Source organism: Martinezella tropici (genome assembly GCF_008370325.1).
GTDB classification, from domain to species: Bacteria; Pseudomonadota; Alphaproteobacteria; order Rhizobiales; family Rhizobiaceae; genus Rhizobium; species Rhizobium tropici_B.
Genome location: NZ_VNIP01000006.1, coordinates 318,862 through 341,397 on the forward strand (window position 1 = coordinate 318,862; position 22,536 = coordinate 341,397).

Genomic DNA, 22,536 nt, shown 5'->3' on the forward strand with positions numbered 1-22,536 from the left:
ATTGCTATATCAGAAATCGCAAATCCTATTGGTGGGATGAAAAAAATGACGCACATGCAGGGGCAAGCGGCATCAAATGAACGTGAGGTGAATGAATGGGCGCGATATCGCGTCGAAATGCTCACGCTTGGTTTTTTCGCGTAAGATAATGTGCTCGTTTGGCCCGATGCCATAGGCAAAAAGACCGGTGCCAATTGGTGGTGGCACCGGTCCGAGTCGTCGTTTTCAGCAGGCGCCGAGGTGATCAGTAGCCTTCGGCAAGCCCCGAGCCGGCGCGGCTGTCCATGGCGCCGTTATAGCGAGCGCCTCCGCCCTTGGCGATGTCGCCGAGGCTCTTGCCGCCGACGAGGATGCCGGCGGCCTGGCCCCAGATCGGCCAGCTATTGTCGACCTGAACCGTGTAGCCCATGCCGGTCAAAAGCTTGATCGTATCGGGTGAAAGCGCTCGCGGTTCCATATAGACCTTATCCGGCAGCCATTGATGATGAATGCGCGGCGCGTCGATCGCTTCCTGGATGTTCATGCCGAAATCGATGACGTTGATGATCGCTTCGAGCGTGATGGTGATGATGCGCGAGCCGCCGGGGCTGCCGATCACCATGAAGGGCTTGCCGTCCTTGGCGATGATCGTCGGGCTCATGGAGGATAGCGGTGTCTTCTTCGGCTGGATGGCATTGGCTTCGCCCTGCACCAGGCCGTAGAGATTGGGCACGCCGGGCTTGGAGGTGAAGTCGTCCATCTCGTTGTTCAAGAGGATGCCCGTTCCGGGTGCGACGACGCCGGCGCCGAAGGAGCCGTTCAGCGTGTAGGTGACGGCAACGGCATTACCGTCATTGTCGACGATCGAATAATGCGTGGTCTCGTGGCTTTCGCCGAGACCCTTGGGCATCAGATCCTTGGAAACGCCGGCCTTATAGGGGGAGATGCTATCGCGGATCTTCTGGGCATAGGCCTTGTCCAGCAGCTTGCTGACGGGATTGTCGACAAAGTCGGGATCGCCGAGAGCCGAGTTGCGGTCGACATAGGCATGACGCATGGCCTCGACCATGACATGCACGGTATCAGCCGAGCCGTAGCCGGTATAGGAGAGCGGATAGCCTTCCAGCACGTTGAGGATTTCGCAGATGATGACGCCGCCGGAGGAGGGTGGCGGAGATGAGATGATCTCGTAGCCGCGATAGTCGCACTTCACGGGATCCAGTTCACGAACCTTGTATTGTTCGAAATCCTGGTTTGAGAGAATGCCGCCCTTGTCCTGGCTTGCCTTGACGATGGCGTTGGCGACGGGTCCCTTGTAGAAGCCGTCCGGCCCCTGATCCGAAATGCCTGATAGCGCATTGGCGAGATCCGGCTGCACGAGCTTGTCGCCCGTCGCGAAGGGCTTGCCATCCGACTTGGTGAAGATCGCCGCGGTGGCCGGATCGCGCGCGAGCCGATCTTTGCTCTCGTTCAGTTCGGCTGCATCGGCCTGGTTCAGCGTGAAGCCTTCCTTGGCATAGCGAATGGCCGGCGCCATCAGATCCTGGCGGGATTTCGTGCCGTATTTCTCGCGGGCAGTCTCGAAGCCCATGACCGAGCCCGGAACGCCGACGGCGAGATAGCCCTCGGTGCTGGCACCTTTGACGATATTGCCCTTGTCGTCGAGATACATGTCCTTCTTGGCTGCCAACGGCGCGCGCTCGCGGAAGTCGAGGAAGTCCGTCTTGCCGTCGCGCATGCGGATGGTCATGAAGCCGCCGCCGCCGATATTACCGGCGGTTGGATAGACCACCGCGAGCGTGTAGCCGACGGCAACCGCGGCATCCACGGCATTGCCGCCGTTTTTCAGTACCTGCACACCGACATCCGTGGCCAAATGCTGTGCCGTGACGACCATGCCGTGTTCAGCCTCGACCGGAGGCGGCGCGGCGGCTCTGGCGGTGACGGAAAAGAGGGCGAATGTGACGAGGGTCACCGAGGATATCGCCCGTTGGCGGAATTGGCGCATGATGAATATGCCTCTCATTATTGTCTTGGTGGAAAATCGCCAACAGATGACATGGTGTCACGCGCGAAAATGGCGATATCCGCTGTCACAATTTTTTAATCGAGCGATGCCGCCGCATCAGCCGGACCCCGCCGGCTCGCTATGTCTTTTGTGCACTACTACGGATAATTTCAGCCTTCCAACCCTGCGGAAGCTTGGTTCACACTTGCAATATTTCTTTTATTAGTTGAATCTATTTTAGATTGTTGCTTGTTGGGGCGAGTATTGCGTGGAGGGTAATCATGGCCGTGACGAAGCTCGAGCAATGGAAGAGCGAGCGCAGGATCAAGACTAGGCCGTTCATCGTTGGCGAGAGGACGCATGTCGTCGAAATCGAATGCGCCCATTGCAGCCGGCACTTCTTCCGATGGTCATCGATGGCGGCCGTCTACTGGCGTTGCGATGATTGCGCCGCCATCGGCTGATCTCATCTGCTCTTAGCGGCTACACGATCAGGATGGCGCGGAAGTCGTTGACGTTCGTTCCGGTCGGGCCGGATACGAAGAGATCGCCGATCGCGTTGAAAGCCGTCCAGGCGTCATTGTTCGCAAGTATTTCGGCTGGCACCATTCCGGCCTTGCGCAACCGCGCCACGGTGCTCGCATCGGCAAAGGCGCCGGCATTGTCCTCACTGCCGTCGATGCCGTCCGTGTCGGCGGCCATGGCGTGAATGCCGTCATGACCGTCGATGTCGATTGCCAGCGACAGAAGGAATTCGGAGTTTCTCCCGCCCTTGCCCTTGCCTTTCAGCGTCACCGTCGTCTCGCCGCCGGATAGCAATACGATCGGCTTGGTGAAGGGGCGGTTGCGATGAAGCACCTCGCGGGCGATGGCGGCGTGGACATGGGCGGCTTCGCGAGCTTCGCCCTCGATGGCGTCGGAAAGTATGACGGTTTCGATGCCGGCCCCGCGTGCCATTTCCGCAGCTGCTTCCAGGGAGACGCCGGCGGATGCGATGATATGGACCTCATTGCCGGCAAAACGCGGATCGTCCGGACGGGGCGCCTCGGCTTCGGGTTTTTCGATATGGGCGAGAACGGCTGGCGGTAGTTCGATACGGTAGAGGCGGATGAGATCGAGCGCCTCTGCACGTGTGCCGGCACCGGGCACGGTCGGGCCGGAAGCGACCAGCGCCGGATCGTCGCCGGGAATATCCGAGACGACGAGAGAGACGACCTTGGCGGGATGGGCCGCGGCGGCCAGCCGGCCTCCCTTGATGGTCGATAGGTGCTTGCGAATGACATTCATCGCCGAAATCGGCGCGCCGGAAGCGAGCAGCGCCTTGTTGACGGCGATTTCGTCGGCAAGGCTCAGTGCGCCGGCCGGCGAGGGCAGCAGCGCCGAGCCGCCGCCTGATATCAGAGCGATCACCAGATCGTCCTCTGTCAGGCTCTTGACGAGTTTCAGAAGTCGGCGGGAGGCGGTGAGGCCCGCCTCATCCGGCACAGGGTGGGCTGCTTCGATGATCTCGATCTGGTGGCAAGGAGCGGAAAAACCGTATCGCGTCACGACAAGACCTTCCAGCGGACCATCCCAGCATTGTTCCAGCGCCGCAGCCATCTGGGCGGAACCCTTGCCGGCGCCGATGACGATCGTCCGGCCCTTCAGTTTGGCCGGCAGATGTGCCCGAATGCCGGTCAGCGGATCGGCAGCGCGAACGGCGGCATCGAACAGCGAGGTCAGGAAGGCGCGGGGATTGATAACGGTCATGTGGAACTGCCTGTCGTGCGATGAGCTTGTAACGATTTGGTGGCTTAAGTCGCGCGCAGACGCAAGGGGAGGGATCGGCAATTGTGTCCGATGATGCGAATCCCTATGTTGAGGGAGAGAGAGTTTCACTGTTTTATTTAAGGGATTTTCGAAATGGCCGAACTGAAAGTGAAGACGAGACAGACGGGTGCCACCGCAACCGTCGGCCGCACGGGGCTTCCGCATGTGACCTCGGTGACGGGCGGGGAGATCGACATCGTCACCTCGCCGTCGCAGCCCGGCTTCAACCCACTCGATCTGCTCTATTCTTCGCTCTCGGCTTGCCTGGTCTTGAGCGCCCGCATGGCGGCGAGCAGCCTCGGTGTGCTCGACAAGCTCACCGAAGTCACCGCCGTCGTGACCGGGGAAAAGGCGGCCGAAGGCCTTTCCCGCGTCGAGAAATTCAACATTGCCTTCACGATCAAGGGCGATTTCGGCGACGAGGTGCGTAATGCGATCGCGCACGCCGCCGAAGATGAAATCTGCACCGTCAGCAACACGATCCGCGGCAATCCTCAGTTTTCGACTGTCATTTCAGGGTGAGTTTGGAGCGGGTGGCGAGAGCCCCTCATCCGTCCTGTCGGGCACCTTCTTCCCGTTTTGACGGGGAGAAGGGGATAGCCGCGCCATCACCGTCCCTTTCTCAATACTGAGTTGGGCGAGGATACAGAGGTCATTCCCTCTCCCCGCGTGCGGGGAGAGGGTTAGGGTGAGGGGCAATTTCGTCACTTCGCCGGAAACTCAAACCCTTCAAGATAAGGCCCGAGCTCCGGGTCGATATCCACCTTCACGGCGTTGTTGTAGATCGCCGTTGCGATCATGAGGCCGGCGAAAGCAACGAGGTTGGCGAGTGTCGGTTCGTCATAACGTGCTTTGAGCCGCGTCCAGACTTCCTCGGGAATGGCGTTGGAATCCCTGACGATCGCCTTGCCGAATTCGATCAGTAGCGCCTCGTCCTCCGTCGGCACGATCGTTTCCGGCGTCAGGCCGGCATTGATCAGCGCGCGCCGGAAGAAACCGACCGGGATGATCGAGCGGCATTCGATCGCGATGGCTTGGCAAAGCAGCCAGACGGCGCGATCGTCCAGCGCCGGGCGCAGTTCCTCGCGCAAGGGAAACCACTCCGCATAGATGCGATGCGCGACCGGCGAATGCAGTAGCGTCCGCTTCATATTCGTCATGCGGCCGCGCAGCTGCACTTCGCGATCATGCTCCGCGCGCACGGCGTCGGAAGCGGTTTCATAGTCGATCGGCGTGATATGGCTCATGTCATTCTCTTTTACCGGCTCTGTTACTGCGCTGCCGCTGCCGTTTTCTTGAAGAAGCGGTTTTCCGGGCGCGGTAGGCCGAGATGTTCGCGCAATGTCGTGCCTTCGTAATCGCGGCGGAAGATGCCGCGGCGCTGCAGCTCCGGAACGACGCGAGTGGTTACATCAAGCAGGCCTTGCGGCAGGAAAGGGAAGACGACGTTGAAGCCGTCCGAGCCTTCCTCGTGCAGCCATTGCTCCATCTCGTCGGCGATGCTCTGCGGGGTGCCGACAAAGGCGAGGCCGGCATAGCCGCCAAGGCGCTGGGCAAGCTGGCGCACGGTGAGCTTTTCGGCTTCGGCGAGGGCGATGACGCGTTCGCGGCCGCTCTTGCTGGCATTGGTCTCCGGAATTTCCGGCAGCGGCCCGTCCGGATCGAATTGGGAGGCATCATGCCCAAGTGCGATCGATAGCGATGCGATGGCGCTATCGTAGTGAACGAGGCTGTCGAGCTTTGCCCGCTTGGCCTTCGCTTCTTCGATCGTATCGCCGACGACGATGAAGGCGGCGGGCAGGATCTTCAAATGATCCGGATCGCGGCCGATGGCTTTCATCCGTCCCTTGATATCGGCAAAGATCGCCTTGCCGTCGGCGAGGTTGCGGGGAGCTGCGAAGACTGCTTCAGCCGTTTCGGCGGCGAGCTGGCGGCCGGCATCCGATTGTCCGGCCTGCACGATGACCGGCCAGCCCTGCGGCGGGCGGGCGATGTTGAGCGGGCCGCGAACGCTGAGCTCTTCGCCCTTGTGCCCAAGCACATGCATTCGTTCCGGATCGAAGAAGATGCCGCTTTCGGCGTCATGGAGGAAAGCGTCGTCGGCGAAGCTGTCCCAGAGGCCGGTGACGACATCATAGAATTCGCGGGCGCGATGGTAGCGCTCGCCATGTTCCATATGCTCTTCGAGGCCGAAATTAAGCGCGGCATCGGGATTGGATGTGGTGACGATGTTCCAGCCGGCGCGGCCGCCGCTGATATGGTCGAGCGAGGCGAAGCGGCGGGCGATGTGATAGGGTAGGTCGAAGGTGGTGGAGGCGGTGGCGACGAGGCCGATCCTGTCGGTGACGGCGGCGAGTGCCGAAAGCAGGGTGAAGGGCTCGAAGGAGGTGACGGTCTGGCTGCGCTTCAAAGCCTCGATCGGCATGTTAAGAACGGCAAGATGGTCGGCCATGAAGAAGGCGTCGAATTTCGCCTTTTCCAGCTCCTGAGCAAAGCTCTTGATGTGCTGGAAATTGAAGTTGGCGTCCGGATAGGCGCCGGGATAACGCCAGGCACCGGTATGCAGGCTGACGGGGCGCATGAAGGCCCCGAGCTTCAATTGCTTCTGTTCGGTCATCGGCTCTCTCTCGAAAATCGCCTGGCTGTCATGACGTCAAAACGACACCGCCTGCGGGATAATGCATTACGACGTAGGCGTGCCGGCCGCGCATTCAAAGAGCCGATTTCATTTATTTGATCGCTTTCGCGGAATATTCATCCGGCCTGGCTTTCAGCCACGTTCTGCTCGGCAAAAACCTTCGCCAGCCAGTCTATGAAAACGCGGACCCGCGGCGAAAGCTGCCGGCTGCGCGGATAGAGCATTGAGACGGGCGTTCGCGTCGGTGGGTAGTCCTCAAGGACATGCAGCAGCTCGCCCGATCGTAGGGCTTCCTCCGCGTGATAGCGCGGGACCTGGATCAGGCCGAGACCGAGCTTGGCCGCGGCGAAGTAACTCTCGGCCGCATTGACGGAGATGGTGGCCGGCAGGGTAATCTCGCGCGCAGTGCCATCGATCTGGAATTCCAGCGGCAAGAGCCCACCCGTCGCGGACGAGCGGAAGCCGATCATGCGGTGGTCATCGAGCCTGTCAGGATGGATCGGCATGCCGAAGCGCTCGACATAAGCGGGCGCCGCAAGCGTCACTTCTTCCAGCATCGCGACACGCCGGCCGATCATGTCGCTATCCTGCAGCGTGCCGACACGCAGCACGCAGTCGATCCCTTCGCGGATCAGATCGACGAACCGGTCGCCCTCGGTGATCTGCAGTTCGATATCGGGATAGGTTTCGAGGAAGGAGGGCAGGTTCGGCAGGACGAAATGCCGGGCCAGCGTTCCGTGCACGTCGACGCGCAGCACTCCCTTCGGCTTCGCACCGGCAAATGCGCCTTCCGCATCCTCGATATCGGAAAGGATGCGCAGGCAGCGCTGGTAATAGGCTTCGCCGTCGAGCGTCGGGCTCACATGCCGCGTCGTGCGCTGCAGCAGGCGCACGCCGAGTCTGGCCTCGAGCTGTTTGATAGCATCCGTCACCGTCGAGCGGGGTAGGCCGGTATCCTCAGCCGCCAGCGTGAAGCTGCGCCGTTCCACGACCCGGCAAAACACGCGCATGGCATCGAATCTGTCCATATTTTTTTGTTCGCTAATTTCGGATAGTGATGCCGATTAATGACTGATTATCCGCCTCATGGAAAGCGGCATCTTCTCCTCATCGAAACGCGCTACGGCGCAAGGCAACGAAGGATGAAGAAAATGAGCAGCAATTCCAATAAGGTAGCAATCGTAACCGGCGCATCCCGCGGCATCGGCGCCGCGGTTGCCGAACGTCTGGCCGAAGACGGCTTCACCGTGGTCATCAATTATTCCGGTAGCGAGGCTGCCGCCGAGGAACTCGCCCGCAAGATCGAGGAAAAGGGCGGCAAGGCGCTGACCGCGAAAGCCGATGTTTCCGATGCCGATTCCGTGCGTCGCATGTTCGATGCCGCAGAGGCAGCCTTCGGCGGTGTCGATGTCCTCATCAACAATGCCGGCATCATGCAACTCGCCAGGATTGCCGATGCTGACGACGCGCATTTCGATCGCCATATCGCCATCAACCTCAAGGGCACGTTCAATACGCTGCGCGAGGCCGGCAAGCGCCTGCGTGACGGCGGCCGCATCGTCAATTTCTCGACCAGCATCGTCGGCCTCAAGCTCGAAACCTATGGCGTCTATGCCGCCACGAAGGCGGCGGTCGAGCTGTTGACGGACATCATGTCGAAGGAATTGCGCGGCCGCTCGATCACCGTCAATGCCGTTGCTCCCGGCCCCACAGCCACCGATCTCTTCCTCAACGGCAAGAGCGACGAGCTCATCGACCGCATGGCCAAGATGAACCCGCTGGAGCGTTTGGGGACGCCGCAGGATATCGCCGCCGCCGTCTCCTTCCTCGTCGGTCCGGACGGCGGCTGGGTCAACGGCCAGACGCTGCGCGCCAATGGCGGCATGATCTGAACCAATCGGGCGGCAGGGCAATGCCTGCCGCCGACCTCAGACCACCATCAATCGTCAACAGCAGCCAATCCCGCAAAGGAACAGGATCATGAGCAAGCAAGTCATCGTAATCACTGGCGCATCGAGCGGCTTCGGCGCTCTGACGGCACGCGCTCTCGCTAAGGCAGGCCATACGGTCTATGCCGGCATTCGCGAAACCCAAGGGCGCAATGCCACGCAGGTCGCGGCAGCGGCGGCATTCGCCGCGGAAAATGGCGTCGATCTCAGCACCGTCGAGCTCGATGTCGCATCGGACGCCTCTGTCGAAGCCGGCACTGCCGCCGTCATCGCCGAGCAGGGCCGCATCGACACCATCATCCACAATGCCGGCCACATGTCCTTCGGCCCGGCCGAAGCCTTTACGCCTGAGCAGTTCGCTCAGTTGTACGATATCAACGTGCTCAGCACCCAGCGCGTCAATCGTGCCGTGCTGCCTTACATGCGCAGGCAAGGAAAGGGGCTGGTCGTCTGGGTCTCCTCGTCGAGCACGCGCGGCGGCACGCCGCCGTACCTCTCGCCTTATTTCGCGGCAAAGGCGGCCATGGATTCGCTTGCCGTTTCCTATGCTTCCGAGCTGACGCGCTGGGGCATCGAGACCGCCATTATCGTACCCGGGGCCTTTACGAAGGGGACGAACCACTTCGCTCATTCCGGTTCTCCGGCCGACAAGGTTCGCGCTGCCGAATATGACAACGGACCTTATGCCGGCGTTCCCGATCAGGCACTGAAGGGGCTTGCCTCATTGGAGCCGGCGGACGCCGATGCCGCCTCGGTTGCGACCGCGATTGTCGATATCGTCGATATGCCGTTTGGCACACGGCCTTTCCGTACCCACATAGATCCATCAGAAGATGGTGCGGAAATCGTCAATGGTGTTGCCGATCGGGTGCGTGCGGAACTCTTTCGGCGCATCGGTCTGGAGGATCTGTTGAAGCCTCAAATCCGGGGCTGAGACTTCGTCGCCATCCTTCCAGCGTGTCAAATCGCCGCTTCTGTGCCACAGGAGCGGCGATGACTTACGTGTGTCGAAACTATTTTGTGCAGTACGGCATTCCAAGCCTTAGAATTTCGTACTAAAGCGAATCCTTCAGAGGGTCGGGAGATATCCATGGACGCGAAGGACATTGGCGAAATTGCCAGCTGGCTCATGCAGGCCGGCCTCAAGGGCATGGCAGAAACCGACATCCTGACGGGTTTCTGCGAGCAGTGCCGTAAACATGGCCTCATGCTCGATCGGGCCATGGCGCTTATGGACACGTTGCATCCGGTCTATGAAGGCCGCGCCTTCCGCTGGGACGGCAATCAGGTGATTGAGCGCGAGTTCGAGTATGGCCCGACGCATCAGGGTATTGCCTCCGAAAATTGGCAACGTTCCGCCTTCTATCACATGTTGACGACAGGTAGTGACGAAGTGCGCCGGCGCATCGGTTTTGGCGAGCCTACCGATTTCTACGGGCTCGACACGTTGCTGACCGATGGTCACACCGACTACATCGCCATGGTGCACCGCTTTGAAGAGGGCGGCACGATCGGCGAGATGGATTGCTTCTACTCCAACTTCGCCACGGCAGCCGAAGTGGGTTTTCCCGAGGAAGACTTGCGCGTGCTGCGCAAGCTGACGCCGGCTCTGGCTTTGGCGATCAAGTGCACCGGCATGAGCCGCATCGCCCGCACTATCGCCGAGGTCTATCTCGGCGAGGATGCCGCGCGGCATGTGCTTGAGGGCAAGATTACCCGCGGTAAGACGGAACGGATATCGGCGGCGCTCTGGTTTTCCGATCTTGCCAACTACACGCGCATCTCGGATACCGCCGAGCCGGATGAAATCATCCCGATGCTGAATGCCTATGCCGATGCGGTCATCTCTTCGATCCACGAGGCGGGCGGCAACGTGCTGAAGCTCATCGGCGACGGCACGCTGGCGATCTTCAAGGCTCGCAATTCCGCCGATGCCTGCGCTGCCGCCCTGATGGCGGAATCGCTTCTGCGCCAGCGGCTGCGCGATCTCAATTCACAGCGACAGATCGAAGGTAGGCCCGTGACCGAGGTCTATCTCGGCCTGCATATCGGCGATGTCTTCTATGGCAATATCGGCAGCATGGACCGGCTGGACTTCACGGTCATCGGGCCGGCGGTCAACGAGGTCAGCCGCATCGCCTCGATGTGCCGTTCGGCCGACCGCAACATCCTGATGTCATCGAATTTCGTCGAGGCGCTGTCGGGCCAGCAGAGCAACGATCTCGTTTCCGTCGGCCGCTATGCGCTGCGTGGCGTCAATCGACCGCAGGAACTGTTCACGTTGCTCTCTTCGGCGGCCTGACCCGTCTGCGGTGACCACTTTCAGCGGCGACCTGCTGCAAACATAGGGCCGCCCTTGCTTGCGGGGAAGCCATAGCCGTTGATCATCACAAGATCGATATCGCTGGCGCGCGCGGCGATGCCTTGCGAAAGCAGGGCGTCGCCCTCATCGACCATGGCTTTCAGCAGGCGGCTGACAATCTCATCCGCGGTGAAGCGTTTAGGCACGATACCTTTTTCGGTGCGTGCGGCTTCGATCATGGCTGTTACTTCGGGATCAACGGTCCGTTTACCGTCGGGATAGGCATACCAGCCGCGGCCGGTCTTCTGGCCGAAGCGGCCGGCTTCGCAGAGCCAGTCGGGGATGGCGACATAGCGTTCCGAGGGATTGCGCGTTGCGGCCTGCCGCTTGCGGCGCGCCCAGGCGATTTCCAGCCCCGCCATGTCGAAGACGGCAAAAGGTCCCATCGGAAAACCATAGGCCTCCAGGGCTGCATCGATCTCCTGCGGTAACGCGCCATCCTCGACCATGTATTCCGCCTCGCGGCGATAGGCTGAAAAGATGCTGTTGCCGATGAAGCCTTCGGTGACGCCGGAGACGATCGGCAGCTTGCCGAGCCGCTTTGCGAGAGCGAGGGCTGTCGCCAGGACGTCGGGCGCCGTCTCCTTGCAGTTCACCACTTCCAGCAGACGCATGATGTGCGCCGGCGAGAAGAAATGCAGCCCGACGACCCGCGCCGGCCGTTGTGTTGCGGCGGCAATTAAGTCGGGATCGAGATAACTCGTATTGGTGGCAAGGATTGCATCGGCGCGAACGATCGTATCGAGACGTTGGAACAGCTCGGTCTTGACGGTGAGATCGTCGAAGACAGCTTCGATGACGATATCGGCCTGCGCCAGCTGCGGCATGTCGGCGGTGACGGTCAGCCGGCCGAGGCGATCCTCACGGCCAGCCGCATCGAGCCGGCCAGATTGCACTGCCTTATCGAGCAGGCCGGTGATGCGCTCGCGTCCCTTGTCGGCCGCTTCGATAGTCTGCTCGACGCCGATGACGCGATAGCCACCATTGAGTGCCGAGACCGCGATGCCGGAGCCCATCAAGCCGGTGCCGACGATACCGATGGTTTCGATCCTGCGCGGAGCGACGGTCTCCAGCCCCTCGACCTTGCCGGCGGCTCGCTCGGCGAAGAAGACGTGGCGTAGGGCGGCTGCTTCGTCGCTGTCACGGAGTTCGATGAAGGTGCGGCGTTCTTCTGCGAGCCCTTCCGAAAGGGGGGCGGTAGCCGCCAGCCGCACGAGGCGGACAGCTTCGGCGGGTGCACGCTGGCCGCGGGCCTTGCGTAAAGCGTCCGCTGCGGCTCTATCGATAGCTTCGGTCGTTGCTGAAGGAACAAGCAGAAGGCCGGTGCGGCACAAGCTGGAGGCGTTGATTGTCTTGATATCCGCGATGGCATCCGCGAGCAGAGTATCGCTGGACACCCTGTCAACAATACCGAGCTTGAGCGCTTCGGCGCCGGGCACGACGCGGCCATTGGCGATCATATCGATAGCGGCGGCGATGCCGATCAGGCGCGGCAGGCGCTGCGTGCCGCCGGCGCCGGGCACGATGCCGAGTTTGACTTCCGGCAGGCCGAGCTTGGCGCCTGGCGTGGCGAGGCGGCGATGACAGGCAAGCGCTACTTCCAGGCCGCCGCCGAGCGCCACACCATTGATCGCGGCGACAACGGGTTTCGGAAAGGCTTCGATGCGGGAGATGACATCAGGCAAAAACGGCTCGACCGGCGGCTTGCCGAATTCCTTGATATCGGCGCCGCCGATGAAACTATTACCCGCTCCGGTCAGCACCACGCCGGCGACTGCGCCATCTTTCTCGGCGTGCTCGAGCGTGGCCATCAGGCCGCCCCTCACATCGGCGGAAAGCGCGTTGACAGGGGCGTTGTCTATGGTGACGACGAGGACCCCGTCGGCCAATGCCGCCGAGATGGTGTCCGAAAAGCGCAATGCCGACATGATCTTATCAGCCTTCCGATGTTATTCCGGGATGACGGCGGTCGCCTGGATCTCGATCTTGGCGCGATCCTCGACCAGGGCGACGACCTGCACGGCGGCCATGGCCGGGAAGTGCCGGCCGATGATCTCACGATAGGCCTGGCCGAGACCCTTCAGATTGCCGAGATATTCCTGCTTGTCGGTGAAATACCAGGTCATCGAGGTGATGTGCTTCGGTTCGGCGCCGCCTTCGGCAAGGATGGCGACGACATTCTTCAATGTTTGGCGCACCTGCTCGACAAAGTCGTCGCTTTCGAATTGGCAGGCGGCATTCCAGCCGACCTGGCCGCCGACGAACACCATGCGGCCCGTCGCCGCCATGCCATTGGCATAGCCGATCGGCTTGGCCCAGCCTTCAGGTTGCAGGATGGTGTGCATCGGTCATCTCCAGATGAGAGGTCAGTGCGGCGCGGATATCCTCCGGCCATTCAATGGATTTATGCGTATCGAGCGAAGTGGCGACGACGCGATGCCTGGCTGTCCACAGCACATGGCCGTTCGCCGAGACCTGATGTTGCAGGTCGAGCGAGGAACGGCCGATGCCGCGCACCGCCAGAACGAATTCGAGGTCGTCGCCCTGCAGGCCCGGCTTTACGAAGCTCAGGTCGAGTTGCACAGTGGGGACACCGATGCGGCGGTCGTCGATCAGTTTTCGCCAGGAAAAACCGATCGAGGCGAAATAGTCTTCCAGCACCCCGACGAGGATGTTCAGGTACGAAGGGAAATAGGCAATCCCCGAGGGATCGCAATCTCCGAAGCGCAGGGGTCTGGTGGTCTTGAATGCCAAGGCGGGCCTCAGTTCGAAAATGCGGCGATGCCGGTGATGGCGCGGCCGAGGATGAGGGCGTGGATGTCGTGCGTGCCCTCATAGGTGTTGACCACTTCGAGGTTGACGAGATGGCGCGCAATGCCGAATTCGTCCGAGATGCCGTTGCCGCCGAGCATGTCGCGGGCCGTGCGGGCGATATCGAGCGCCTTGCCGCAGCTGTTGCGCTTCAGGATGGAGGTGAGTTCCACCGGCGGATGGCCTTCTTCCTTCATACGGCCGAGGCGCAGGCAGCCCTGAAGGCCGAGCGTGATTTCGGTCACCATGTCGGCAAGCTTCTTCTGGATCAGCTGGTTGGCAGCAAGAGGGCGGCCGAACTGCTTGCGGTCGAGCACGTATTGGCGTGCCTTGGCGTAGCAATCCTCGGCGGCACCGAGCGCACCCCAGGCAATGCCGAAGCGTGCGGAGTTGAGGCAGGTGAAAGGACCCTTGAGGCCGGATACATTCGGCATCAGGTTTTCCTCGGGTACGAAGACATTGTCCATCACGACTTCGCCAGTGATAGAAGCGCGCAAGCCCACCTTGCCGTGGATGGCGGGTGCCGACAGGCCTTTCCAGCCCTTTTCGAGAATGAAGCCGCGGATGAGGCCGTCCTCGGTCTTCGCCCAGACGACGAAGACATCGGCGATCGGCGCGTTCGAAATCCACGTCTTGGCTCCGGTCAGGCTGTAGCCGCCATCGACTTTCTTTGCCCGCGTGACCATCGAGCCGGGATCGGAGCCGTGGTTCGGCTCGGTGAGGCCGAAGCAGCCGATCCATTCGCCCGTCGCAAGCTTCGGCAGATATTTCTGCTTCTGCGCCTCCGAGCCGAAGGTCTCGATCGGCACCATGACGAGAGAGGACTGAACGCTCATCATCGAACGGTAGCCGCTGTCGACGCGCTCGACTTCACGGGCAATCAAGCCGTAGGCGACATAGCTGAGGCCGGCTCCGCCATATTCCGGGGAGATCGTCGGGCCGAGCAGGCCGAGCTCACCCATTTCGCGGAAGATCGCCGGATCGGTCTTTTCGTGGCGGAAGGCTTCGAGAACGCGAGGCGCGAGTTTTTCCTGCGCGTAGGAATGTGCGGTATCAAGCACCATGCGTTCGTCGTCGCTCAGCTGCTCCGTCAGCCGAAACGGGTCGGCCCAGTCGAAAATCTCGCGGCTCATGCTGGTATCTCCCATTAGAGCGTTTCAGTATTTCAAGTCAGTACTGAACCGCTCAATTTGTTTGTTTTACGCAATTCCGGACGGAAAACCGTTTCACACTTTTCCTGGAATTGCTCTCTAGGTCTTCAAAAGTTCGCGCGCGACGATGAGTTTCTGAACTTCGGTCGCACCTTCATAGATGCGAAGCGCGCGGATCTCCCGATAGAGTTTTTCCGTTATCTCGCCCGATTTCACGCCGCGCCCGCCAAAGAGCTGGACGGCACGATCGATGACGCTTTGCGCGGTTTCCGTCGCCGTCATCTTGGCCATGGCCGCCTCGCGCGTCGTCGGCAGGCGCTGCACGTCGCGACGCCATGCCGCCCGATAGGTGAGCAATGCCGCCGCGTCGATGCCGGTCGCCATATCGCCGAGGGCGGCCTGCGTCAACTGAAGGTCGGCGAGGGCACCGCCGAACATGGGCCGTGTTCGCGCGTGGGCAAGCGATTCATCCAGTGCGCGCCGGGCAAAGCCGAGGCCGGCAGCAGCGACTGAGGCACGAAAGATATCGAGCGCGCGCATGGCGATCTTGAAGCCTTCGCCCGGCGCGCCGAGGCGGCGCGACGCGGGAATGCGGCAATTGTCGAAACGGATCGTCGCCAGCGGATGCGGCGCGATCACCTCGATGCGTTCGGCAATCGAGAAACCGGGATCATCGGCAAAGACGACGAAGGCGGAAATCCCTCGCGTTCCCGGTGCTTCGCCGGTGCGGGCAAAGACCGTGTAAACATCGGCGATGCCGCCATTGGAAATCCAGGTCTTTTCGCCATCGAGGATGTAGTGATCGCCATCCACGCGTGCAGCACAGCTCATCGCGGCCACATCGGAGCCGGCATCCTTCTCCGATAGCGCGAAGGCGGCAAGCCAGTCACCGGAGCGCACTTTGGGTAGGACGGCCGTGCGCAATTCCGGCGAACCGGAGAGGCCGATAGCGCCGGTGCCGAGGCCCTGCATGGCAAATGCGAAATCGGTAAGGCCGTCGTGCCAGGCCAGCGTTTCGCGAGCGAGGCAGACCATGCGGGAATCGATCAGCGGTTCGCTGTCGGAGGAGCCTGTCGCGGCGGTCAGAAGCCCGGCCTCGCCCAGTGCCTTGACCAGCTTCCGGCATGCGCCATCGACATCGGCATGATCGATCGAAGCCATGACGCCGGACTTTGCGAAGGCATCGACCTCAGCGGCGAAACGGTGATGGCGCTCCTCGAAGAATGGCCAATCCAGATGATCGCGAGTCGGGCCGGCGAGGCTGCTTGCCGTGGACATCACCTCAATCCCCCTGGAATTCCGGCCGGCGCTTGGCCGCGAAGGCCTCGAAGGCGCGGCGGAAATCCTGCGTCGTCATGCAGATCGCCTGGGCCTGCGCCTCGGATTCGATCATTTCGTCGATGCCCATCGCCCATTCCTGGTTCAGCATGGTCTTGGTCATGCCGTGGGCGAACCAGGGACCGTCGGCGAGCGAGCGGGCGAGCTTGACCGCTTCGCTTTCGAGGTCGATGCCGGCGTGCAGGCTATTATAGAAGCCCCAGGCCTGTCCTTCCGCCGCCGTCATCGAGCGGCCGGTAAAGAGAAGCTCGGCGGCACGGCCCTGGCCGATGATGCGGGGCAGGATGCCGCAAGCGCCCATGTCCGCGCCGGCAAGGCCGACGCGGGTAAAGAGGAAGGCCGTCTTGGCTTCCGGGGTCGCGAGCCTCAGATCAGAGGCCATGGCGAGGATGGCGCCGGCGCCAGCGCAGATGCCGTCCACCGCCGAGATGATCGGCTGCGGGCATTTGCGCATCGCCTTGACGAGATCGCCGGTCATGCGCGTGAAGGCCAGAAGCCCGGGCATTGCCATGCGCGTCAGCGGCTCGATGATCTCGAAGACGTCGCCACCGGAGGAGAAATTGCCGCCGGCACCCGCCAGCACGATGGCGCGGATATCGGATGCATAGACGAGATCGCGGAAGAGATCGCGCAGCTCGGCATAGCTGTCGAAGGTCAGCGGATTCTTACGTTCCGGGCGGTTGAGGCGAATGGTGGCGACACGGCCGTCTTCGCTGACATCCCAGAGGAAATGCTGCGGCTTCAAATCCTTGAAGGGCTTCAGATGCCCCTTCATCGTCATATCTAGGTCGCTCATCGCGTTCAAATCTCCCCACCGGCAACCGCGATTGCCTGTCCATTGATCGATGCCGCGGCCGGCGAGGCCAGCCACAGCACGGTCTCGGCGATCTCTTCCGGCTTGACGAGTCGTCCCTGTGGATTGGATTTCGTGAACTCGGCAAGCGCCTGCTCGGCGGTGCGCCCGGTCTTGGCGACGATCGTCTCGATCGACCGCTGGATGATCGGCGTATCGGTAAAGCCAGGGCAGACGGCATTGACGGTGATGCCGGTTTTTACCAGTTCCAGCGCCAGCGAGCGGGTGAGGCCGACGACGCCGTGCTTGGCGGCCACGTAAGCCGAGACGTAAGCGTATCCCTTCAAGCCGGCCGTCGAGGCAATATTGATAATGCGTGCGCCGGGGCCACGGGCTTTCAGGTCGGTAAGGGCTGCCTGTGTCACCACGAAAACACCAGTCAGGTCGACCGACAGGACGTGGTTCCAGGCTTCCAGGCTCGTCTTCTCAAAGGGTGCGCTCGGCGCTTCTCCCGCATTGTTGATGAGGATATCGACCGGGCCGAAGTTTTCGCGTGCCTTGGCGAGACCTCGCGCAACCATTTCGGTGCTGGTGACATCGAAGCCATCGACCACGAAAGCATGCGCACCAATTTCGGCGGCAACCGCTTCCAGCGGCTCCCTGCGGCGACCGGCGAGGCTGACATGTGCACCCTCGGCAGCGAGCGCCTTGGCGATTGCGGCGCCAATGCCGCTGCCGGCCCCGGTGATAAGGGCGTGACGGCCGGCGAGTTTGCCCGAAGTCGTCATTTCATCCTCATTTCGCCGGTGCTGCTGACGCCGCGCGGGCGAGGTTGGTTTCATACTGCGTCTTGCCGGAAAGATATTGCTTCGGCCAGGGAATGGAAGTCAGGCCGATCTTGGCGGCCTCATGTAGCGCCCAGGCCGGGTCGGCCAGATGCGGGCGGGCGATGGCGCAGAGATCGGCACGACCGGCAGCGATGATCGAATTGGCGTGGTCGGCTTCCGAGATCGCACCGACGGCGATCGTCGGGATGCCGATCTCGTTGCGGATCTTGTCGGAGAAAGGCGTCTGGAACAGACGGCCGTAGACGGGCTTTTCCTGTTTCGAGACCTGGCCAGAGGAGCAGTCGATCAGGTCGGCACCGGCTTCCTTGAACATGCGGGCGAAGATCGCCGCATCTTCCGGCGTGTTGCCGCCGTCAGTCCAATCATGGCAGGAGAGGCGAACCGAGATCGGCTTGTCTGCCGGCCAGATGGCGCGTATCGCATGGAAGATTTCGAGGGGGTAGCGGGCGCGGTTTTCATGGCTGCCACCATACTCGTCGTCGCGCAGATTGGTCAGCGGCGACAGGAAGCTCGACAACAGATAGCCGTGGGCGCAATGCAGTTCCAGCCAGTCGGCGCCGGTCTCAACCGCGAGTTCCGTCGAGCGGATGAAGTCGGCCTTGACGCGGTCCATATCGGCGCGATCCATGGCCTTCGGCACCTGGCTGTTCTTGAGGTAGGGAACTGATGATGCCGAGATCAGCGGCCACTCGCCTTCGGGGAGCGGCTGGTCGATGCCTTCCCAGGCGAGCATCGTCGCACCCTTGCGGCCGGCATGGCCGAGCTGGATGCCGACCTTGGCGGCGCTGTTCATATGAACGAAATCGACGAGCCGCTTCCACTGCGCAGCCTGTTCCTCGTTCCAGAGGCCGAGGCAACCGGGGGTGATGCGCGCGTCCGGTGTGATGCAGGTCATTTCCGCGAAGATCAGGCCGGCACCGCCAAGCGCGCGCGAGCCGAGATGGACGATGTGGAAATCGTTCATCACGCCGTCTTTGGCCGAGTACATGGCCATCGGCGACATGACGATGCGGTTGACGAGCTGGACATCGCGCAGGCGATAGGGCGTGAACATCGGCGGCAGGCAGCGATCATTGCCGACGGCAAGGCCGGATTTCTCGGCGAACCAGCGCTCGTAGCCTTCAAGCCACGTCTTGTCGCGCAGACGCAGATTCTCGTGGCTGATACGCTGCGAGCGGGTCAGCATCGAGTACATGAATTGTGGTGGCTCCAGTGTATCGGCGTAGCGGTGGCCGACGACTTCGAACCATTCCATCGCATTGCGGGCGGCATTCTGAATGCGGGCAACGTCGACGCGGCGGATGTCCTCGTAGGTCTCAAGGACCGCTGGAATCTTTTCCTTCTCATGCCCGTGTATCTGGAACTGCCGGGTCAGCTCGATCGCATCGTCGATGGCGAGCTTGGTGCCGGAGCCGATGGCGAAATGCGCGGTGTGAGCGGCATCGCCCATCAGCACCACATGGGAGTTGCCGTTGAAATGGCTCCACTTGCCGCAGATCAGGCGGTTGAAGTTCAGCCAGGCCGAGCCTCGGATGTGGCGGGCGTTGGTCATCAGCGAAGCGCCTTCGAGCACTTCGGAAAACAGGTTTTCGCAGAAGGCGATGGAGCCGTCCTGGTCCATCTTGTCGAGGCCACGGGCCAGGTAGGCTTCTTCCGTCGTTTCGACGATGAAGGTCGAGGTCTTATCGTCGAACTTGTAGATATGCGCCTGGAACCAGCCGTGGTCGGTGCGGCGGAAATCGAAGGTGAAGGCATCGAAGAGTTTGTTGGTGCCGAGCCAGATATAGCGGTTCGGCCGGGTGATCATATCCGGCTGGAAGACTTCCGGATAATGATTGCGAATCCTGGAATTGAGGCCGTCCGAGCCGATGACCAGATCGGCATCAGGATAATCGAGATCGGAATTGACGTCAGTCTCGAAGACCAACTCGACATCGAGCGCCTCGCAGCGCTTCTGAAGGATGTTCAAAAGCTTCTTGCGGCCGATGCCGACGAAGCCGTGGCCCGAGGTGCGCTGGCGCGTGCCCTTGAACAGGACCTCGATATCGTCCCAATGGTTGAAGGCGTCTTCGATTTCGGCGGCACTTTCAGGATCCCATTCGCGCATTGAAACCATGGTCGCGTCGGAGAAGACGACGCCCCAGCCGAAGGTATCATAGGGACGGTTGCGCTCGACGACGCGGATCGAATGTTCGGGATGGAGCTTCTTCATCAGAAGCGCGAAGTAGAGCCCTGCGGGGCCGCCGCCGATACAGACGATGCGCATCGCTTTTCCCTCCTCGTCCCGGCCGGAGCCGGTCTCAAAATCATTTAAGTTTAAAATATCTTGTCGCCGCCGTTCGTCAAGGCTTTTCCTGCTCCGATATACGGTCTGTAGGCACCCATAATACCAGGAAAATTGAAAATAGCCTTTTTGAATCAATCGGAAGTCAAAAATAGTTTAGGCTTAAAATTTCTTGCTTGAACATTGCAGGCTTCGGTGCAATCCTTTTTGACAGCGCTACGTGTGCCGCAGGGGAAAGCGGTGGGGTGGCTTTGATGGAGAAAAATGCGGGAGCGAGGCGATGCTGGGACCGACCGGCCATACCGATACATTCACGCGAGATAATCTGCCGCCTTTCGAGGAGTGGCCCGAGCTGCGGATGGAGGGTTTCCACTATCCGGAATGGCTGAATGCCGGTTTCGAGCTCAGCGACCGTATGGTCGAGAAGGGCTTCGGCGACAATATCGCCCTGATCGGCAACGGCCGCCGCCGTACCTACAAGGAACTGGCGGACTGGACCAACCGCATCGCGCACGCTCTCGTCGAGAATTTCGGCGTGAAACCAGGCAATCGCGTTCTCATCCGCTCCGGAAACAACCCGGCCATGATCGCCTGCTGGCTGGCGGTGACGAAGGTCGGCGCCGTCGCCGTCAACACCATGCCGATGCTGCGGGCGGGCGAACTGTCAAAGATCATCGATAAGGCGGAAATCTCGTGTGCGCTCTGCGACACAAGGCTGCTGGAGGAACTCGTCACTGCCGCCAAGGACAGTCGGTTCCTGAAGCAGGTCGTCGGCTTCGACGGCACCGCCAATCACGATGCCGAACTCGACCGCATCGCGCTCAATAAGCCCGTTCGCTTCGAACCGATCAAAACCGGACGCGACGATGTGGCGCTGCTCGGTTTCACCTCGGGATCGACGGGTGTGCCGAAGGCGACAATGCATTTCCATCGGGATATTCTGATCATCGCCGACGCCTATGCCAAGGAAGTCCTGCAGGTGACGCCCGATGACGTCTTCATCGGCTCGCCGCCGATCGCTTTCACCTTCGGGCTCGGCGGTCTCGTTGTCTTCCCTTTGCGCTTCGGCGCATCGACGGCGCTGCTGGAAAACGCCTCGCCGAAGAACATGGTCGAGATCATCCAGGAATATGGTGCGACCATCAGCTTCACCGCGCCGACGGCCTATCGCGCCATGCTGGCGGCGATGGAGGAGGGGGCGGATCTTTCCTCGCTGCGGATTGCGGTTTCCGCCGGCGAGACGCTGCCGGGACCGATCTTCGAGGAGTGGACGCGCAAGACCGGCAAGCCGATCCTCGACGGCATCGGCTCGACCGAGATGCTGCATATCTTCATCTCCAACCGACTATCCGACGCCAAACCGAACTGCACGGGCAAGCCGCTGACGGGCTACGAGGCCCGCGTCGTCGATGACGAGATGAACGAGGTCCCCCGCGGCACGATCGGCAAGCTCATCGTTCGCGGGCCGATCGGCTGCCGCTATCTTGCCGACCGCAGGCAAGCCGACTATGTGCGGGATGGCTGGAATGTGACGGGCGACAGCTTCATTGAGGACGATGACGGCTATTTCCACTTCGCCGCGCGTTCGGACGACATCATTCTTTCCGCTGGTTACAATATTGCCGGGCCGGAAGTGGAGGCGGCACTTCTTTCGCATGCCGACGTGCGTGAATGCGCCGTTATAGGCATGCCGGACGAGGAGCGGGGCCATATCGTGCAGGCGCATGTGGTGCTGGCACCCGGCGTCACCGGATCGGATCTGCTGGTCAAGGCGCTGCAGGACCACGTGAAGGCCGTCATCGCGCCTTACAAATACCCGCGCTCCATCGTCTTCGTTGAAGCCCTGCCGAAGACGGAATCGGGCAAGATACAGCGCTTCCGGCTGAAGCAGCCGCCGGCTTGATTAGGCGGCATTATCCAAATCCGCCTCATTTGCCTGGATCTTTCGGACTCCAAAGCACGGTTTCAGAATCTTTTTCATAAGCCATGCCCTTGGGGTAGCTGATTGCCTCAAATTGCAAGCCCCATGGCGCCTGGAAGTAAAGGATCGATTGGCCGGCTGCCGGGCCATCGTTGATTGAGAGCGGCCCCAGCCGCGTTTCAATGTTCCTGCTGTCCAGATAAGCCTTCGCCGCATCAATATCGTCGACGTAAAGCGAGATATGAAACGCACCTATATCGCTGTTCTTCTGCTTGAGGTCCCGCTGATCGGGCGCTGAATATTCGAACAGTTCGATGTTCGATCCGAAACCGCACCGCACCTGAGTTATCTGTTTTATTTCAGCCTTGGGATCGACGCCGAGCAGATCGGTCATGAATGTGCCCTTGTCGTCGGCAAACGGCCCGAATGACATGATGACCTCGCAGCCGAGCACATTCTCGAAGAAATCGACCGCCTGCTTCATATCCGGCACCGTGAGTCCCGTATGGTCGTGACCACGAAGTCCGGGCAGCCCCGCGGCTTTTGTCGCTGCTGACGCTGGGTATTTCATAGTGACTCCCTTTTTCTATGCCGATGATGTTGCACTCTAACTGGTTACCTGCAGCTCAAGTGCCAGCTTTGCGC

20 protein-coding genes are annotated in these 22,536 nt (G+C 61.2%); 6 read left to right on the plus strand and 14 right to left on the minus strand.

Translation table 11 applies throughout. The features are described 5' to 3' along the window. Positions 1-244 precede the first annotated feature (244 nt). Entirely contained in the window at positions 245-1,987 is a 1,743-nt protein-coding gene (ggt, locus tag FP026_RS09965; protein ID WP_149634459.1) for a gamma-glutamyltransferase, read from the minus strand. Between the two features lie 281 nt (positions 1,988-2,268). On the opposite strand from ggt, the gene FP026_RS09970 reads away from it, so the two are divergent. Then, complete coding sequence (locus FP026_RS09970; protein ID WP_149634460.1) at positions 2,269-2,451, plus strand: hypothetical protein; 183 nt, start codon at positions 2,269-2,271, stop codon at positions 2,449-2,451. Positions 2,452-2,470: 19 nt separating this feature from the next. Here the strand turns inward: FP026_RS09970 and FP026_RS09975 are convergent, their stop codons facing one another. Beyond that, positions 2,471-3,736 carry a glycerate kinase type-2 family protein gene (locus FP026_RS09975; protein ID WP_149634461.1) on the minus strand — a complete coding sequence of 422 codons (1,266 nt, stop codon included), beginning with the start codon at positions 3,734-3,736 and terminating at the stop codon, positions 2,471-2,473. 153 nt (positions 3,737-3,889) lie between these two features. Between FP026_RS09975 and FP026_RS09980 the strand changes: the two genes are divergently transcribed. Next, positions 3,890-4,318 (plus strand): OsmC family protein, encoded by a 429-nt coding sequence (locus FP026_RS09980; RefSeq protein WP_149634462.1) that lies wholly within the window; start codon positions 3,890-3,892, stop codon positions 4,316-4,318. A gap of 182 nt (positions 4,319-4,500) precedes the next feature. Here the strand turns inward: FP026_RS09980 and FP026_RS09985 are convergent, their stop codons facing one another. The 3 genes from FP026_RS09985 to FP026_RS09995 form a co-directional block, all read right to left on the minus strand. Then, entirely contained in the window at positions 4,501-5,043 is a 543-nt protein-coding gene (locus tag FP026_RS09985; protein WP_149634463.1) for a carboxymuconolactone decarboxylase family protein, read from the minus strand. A gap of 23 nt (positions 5,044-5,066) precedes the next feature. Next, positions 5,067-6,413 carry an LLM class flavin-dependent oxidoreductase gene (locus tag FP026_RS09990; protein WP_149634464.1) on the minus strand — a complete coding sequence of 449 codons (1,347 nt, stop codon included), beginning with the start codon at positions 6,411-6,413 and terminating at the stop codon, positions 5,067-5,069. Positions 6,414-6,550: 137 nt separating this feature from the next. Beyond that, positions 6,551-7,462 carry a LysR family transcriptional regulator gene (locus tag FP026_RS09995; RefSeq protein WP_149634465.1) on the minus strand — a complete coding sequence of 304 codons (912 nt, stop codon included), beginning with the start codon at positions 7,460-7,462 and terminating at the stop codon, positions 6,551-6,553. A gap of 123 nt (positions 7,463-7,585) precedes the next feature. Between FP026_RS09995 and FP026_RS10000 the strand changes: the two genes are divergently transcribed. The 3 genes from FP026_RS10000 to FP026_RS10010 all read left to right on the plus strand — a co-directional run bounded on the left by FP026_RS10000 (position 7,586) and on the right by FP026_RS10010 (position 10,685). Next, complete coding sequence (locus tag FP026_RS10000; protein ID WP_149634466.1) at positions 7,586-8,326, plus strand: SDR family oxidoreductase; 741 nt, start codon at positions 7,586-7,588, stop codon at positions 8,324-8,326. An 88-nt stretch (positions 8,327-8,414) separates the two neighbouring features. Beyond that, a complete protein-coding gene (locus tag FP026_RS10005) occupies positions 8,415-9,317 on the plus strand; it encodes an SDR family oxidoreductase (protein WP_149634467.1) in 903 nt (300 codons plus the stop codon). Between the two features lie 156 nt (positions 9,318-9,473). Then, positions 9,474-10,685 (plus strand): adenylate/guanylate cyclase domain-containing protein, encoded by a 1,212-nt coding sequence (locus FP026_RS10010; protein WP_149634468.1) that lies wholly within the window; start codon positions 9,474-9,476, stop codon positions 10,683-10,685. Between the two features lie 20 nt (positions 10,686-10,705). Here the strand turns inward: FP026_RS10010 and FP026_RS10015 are convergent, their stop codons facing one another. The 8 genes from FP026_RS10015 to FP026_RS10050 all read right to left on the minus strand — a co-directional run bounded on the left by FP026_RS10015 (position 10,706) and on the right by FP026_RS10050 (position 19,952). Further along, on the minus strand, positions 10,706-12,673 hold the full coding sequence (locus tag FP026_RS10015; RefSeq protein ID WP_149634469.1) for a 3-hydroxyacyl-CoA dehydrogenase NAD-binding domain-containing protein: 1,968 nt from the start codon (positions 12,671-12,673) through the stop codon (positions 10,706-10,708). A gap of 21 nt (positions 12,674-12,694) precedes the next feature. After that, positions 12,695-13,090 carry a RidA family protein gene (locus tag FP026_RS10020; RefSeq protein WP_120664857.1) on the minus strand — a complete coding sequence of 132 codons (396 nt, stop codon included), beginning with the start codon at positions 13,088-13,090 and terminating at the stop codon, positions 12,695-12,697. Further along, positions 13,068-13,499 carry an acyl-CoA thioesterase gene (locus tag FP026_RS10025; RefSeq protein WP_149634470.1) on the minus strand — a complete coding sequence of 144 codons (432 nt, stop codon included), beginning with the start codon at positions 13,497-13,499 and terminating at the stop codon, positions 13,068-13,070. The genes FP026_RS10020 and FP026_RS10025 overlap by 23 nt, the downstream gene beginning before the upstream one ends. A gap of 8 nt (positions 13,500-13,507) precedes the next feature. Continuing rightward, complete coding sequence (locus tag FP026_RS10030) at positions 13,508-14,689, minus strand: acyl-CoA dehydrogenase (RefSeq protein ID WP_149634471.1); 1,182 nt, start codon at positions 14,687-14,689, stop codon at positions 13,508-13,510. A gap of 117 nt (positions 14,690-14,806) precedes the next feature. Next, positions 14,807-15,985 carry an acyl-CoA dehydrogenase family protein gene (locus tag FP026_RS10035; protein WP_149634472.1) on the minus strand — a complete coding sequence of 393 codons (1,179 nt, stop codon included), beginning with the start codon at positions 15,983-15,985 and terminating at the stop codon, positions 14,807-14,809. Positions 15,986-15,989: 4 nt separating this feature from the next. Then, positions 15,990-16,841, minus strand: a complete 852-nt coding sequence (locus FP026_RS10040) for an enoyl-CoA hydratase family protein (RefSeq protein WP_149634473.1) — start codon at positions 16,839-16,841, stop codon at positions 15,990-15,992. A 5-nt stretch (positions 16,842-16,846) separates the two neighbouring features. Continuing rightward, positions 16,847-17,626 carry an SDR family NAD(P)-dependent oxidoreductase gene (locus FP026_RS10045; RefSeq protein WP_149634474.1) on the minus strand — a complete coding sequence of 260 codons (780 nt, stop codon included), beginning with the start codon at positions 17,624-17,626 and terminating at the stop codon, positions 16,847-16,849. A gap of 7 nt (positions 17,627-17,633) precedes the next feature. Then, positions 17,634-19,952: a bifunctional salicylyl-CoA 5-hydroxylase/oxidoreductase gene (locus tag FP026_RS10050; protein WP_149634475.1), complete on the minus strand. Its 2,319-nt coding sequence runs from the start codon at positions 19,950-19,952 to the stop codon at positions 17,634-17,636. 298 nt (positions 19,953-20,250) lie between these two features. Here FP026_RS10050 and FP026_RS10055 point away from each other — a divergent pair, with 298 nt between their 5' ends. After that, the gene (locus FP026_RS10055) at positions 20,251-21,873 is read left to right on the plus strand and encodes an AMP-binding protein (protein ID WP_149634476.1); all 1,623 of its coding nucleotides are present in this window, start codon (positions 20,251-20,253) and stop codon (positions 21,871-21,873) included. A gap of 25 nt (positions 21,874-21,898) precedes the next feature. Here FP026_RS10055 and FP026_RS10060 read toward each other — a convergent pair whose 3' ends face one another. Further along, positions 21,899-22,462: a VOC family protein gene (locus FP026_RS10060; RefSeq protein ID WP_149634477.1), complete on the minus strand. Its 564-nt coding sequence runs from the start codon at positions 22,460-22,462 to the stop codon at positions 21,899-21,901. Positions 22,463-22,536: the final 74 nt, after the last annotated feature.

What these genes read in the sequence shown, in the direction of transcription:
- ggt (WP_149634459.1), bottom strand. Translation starts at nt 1,987, where the DNA reads ATGCGCCAATTCCGCCAACGGGCGATATCCTCGGTGACCCTCGTCACA.
- FP026_RS09970 (WP_149634460.1), top strand. Translation starts at nt 2,269, where the DNA reads ATGGCCGTGACGAAGCTCGAGCAATGGAAGAGCGAGCGCAGGATCAAG.
- FP026_RS09975 (WP_149634461.1), bottom strand. Translation starts at nt 3,736, where the DNA reads ATGACCGTTATCAATCCCCGCGCCTTCCTGACCTCGCTGTTCGATGCC.
- FP026_RS09980 (WP_149634462.1), top strand. Translation starts at nt 3,890, where the DNA reads ATGGCCGAACTGAAAGTGAAGACGAGACAGACGGGTGCCACCGCAACC.
- FP026_RS09985 (WP_149634463.1), bottom strand. Translation starts at nt 5,043, where the DNA reads ATGAGCCATATCACGCCGATCGACTATGAAACCGCTTCCGACGCCGTG.
- FP026_RS09990 (WP_149634464.1), bottom strand. Translation starts at nt 6,413, where the DNA reads ATGACCGAACAGAAGCAATTGAAGCTCGGGGCCTTCATGCGCCCCGTC.
- FP026_RS09995 (WP_149634465.1), bottom strand. Translation starts at nt 7,462, where the DNA reads ATGGACAGATTCGATGCCATGCGCGTGTTTTGCCGGGTCGTGGAACGG.
- FP026_RS10000 (WP_149634466.1), top strand. Translation starts at nt 7,586, where the DNA reads ATGAGCAGCAATTCCAATAAGGTAGCAATCGTAACCGGCGCATCCCGC.
- FP026_RS10005 (WP_149634467.1), top strand. Translation starts at nt 8,415, where the DNA reads ATGAGCAAGCAAGTCATCGTAATCACTGGCGCATCGAGCGGCTTCGGC.
- FP026_RS10010 (WP_149634468.1), top strand. Translation starts at nt 9,474, where the DNA reads ATGGACGCGAAGGACATTGGCGAAATTGCCAGCTGGCTCATGCAGGCC.
- FP026_RS10015 (WP_149634469.1), bottom strand. Translation starts at nt 12,673, where the DNA reads ATGTCGGCATTGCGCTTTTCGGACACCATCTCGGCGGCATTGGCCGAC.
- FP026_RS10020 (WP_120664857.1), bottom strand. Translation starts at nt 13,090, where the DNA reads ATGCACACCATCCTGCAACCTGAAGGCTGGGCCAAGCCGATCGGCTAT.
- FP026_RS10030 (WP_149634471.1), bottom strand. Translation starts at nt 14,689, where the DNA reads ATGAGCCGCGAGATTTTCGACTGGGCCGACCCGTTTCGGCTGACGGAG.
- FP026_RS10035 (WP_149634472.1), bottom strand. Translation starts at nt 15,985, where the DNA reads ATGTCCACGGCAAGCAGCCTCGCCGGCCCGACTCGCGATCATCTGGAT.
- FP026_RS10040 (WP_149634473.1), bottom strand. Translation starts at nt 16,841, where the DNA reads ATGAGCGACCTAGATATGACGATGAAGGGGCATCTGAAGCCCTTCAAG.
- FP026_RS10045 (WP_149634474.1), bottom strand. Translation starts at nt 17,626, where the DNA reads ATGACGACTTCGGGCAAACTCGCCGGCCGTCACGCCCTTATCACCGGG.
- FP026_RS10050 (WP_149634475.1), bottom strand. Translation starts at nt 19,952, where the DNA reads ATGCGCATCGTCTGTATCGGCGGCGGCCCCGCAGGGCTCTACTTCGCG.
- FP026_RS10055 (WP_149634476.1), top strand. Translation starts at nt 20,251, where the DNA reads ATGCTGGGACCGACCGGCCATACCGATACATTCACGCGAGATAATCTG.
- FP026_RS10060 (WP_149634477.1), bottom strand. Translation starts at nt 22,462, where the DNA reads ATGAAATACCCAGCGTCAGCAGCGACAAAAGCCGCGGGGCTGCCCGGA.